This window comes from Rhodoplanes roseus, from assembly GCF_003258865.1.
Classification (GTDB): domain Bacteria; phylum Pseudomonadota; class Alphaproteobacteria; order Rhizobiales; family Xanthobacteraceae; genus Rhodoplanes; species Rhodoplanes roseus.
This window is the reverse complement of record NZ_NPEX01000806.1, coordinates 1-275: the sequence shown is the minus strand read 5'-3', so window position 1 is coordinate 275 and position 275 is coordinate 1. Positions and strand designations below refer to the sequence as shown.

Genomic DNA, 275 nt, shown 5'->3' with positions numbered 1-275 from the left:
GGACAGAGGATGCTGATCGATCGACTGAGTGGGCTGTTCTTCAATCCGTCAAAGCTTACAGTGGCTTTATTGCCCGCAGAATTTTGTCGATGAACACCTCCCCCTTTCCCGACCGGCTCGCCGGCTGGCTGCTAATCGCCACATGCTTTTTCGTCTTCCTGGCGCAATGGTCGGGCGAGAGCATTCTGGTTGGCGCGGAGATCGTCACCGTCATTCCTGCCGTGCTTCTATTGGCGCGCCGCACCGGTCGCATGCAGACCGTGTTCCTTTCGGTC

At 57.8% G+C, this 275-nt stretch carries 1 protein-coding gene; it reads left to right on the top strand.

The genetic code is table 11. The features are described from left to right. Positions 1-89: 89 nt before the first annotated feature. Positions 90-275 (top strand): hypothetical protein (locus CH341_RS32495; protein ID WP_146604769.1); only part of this gene is annotated, 186 nt, incomplete at its 3' end.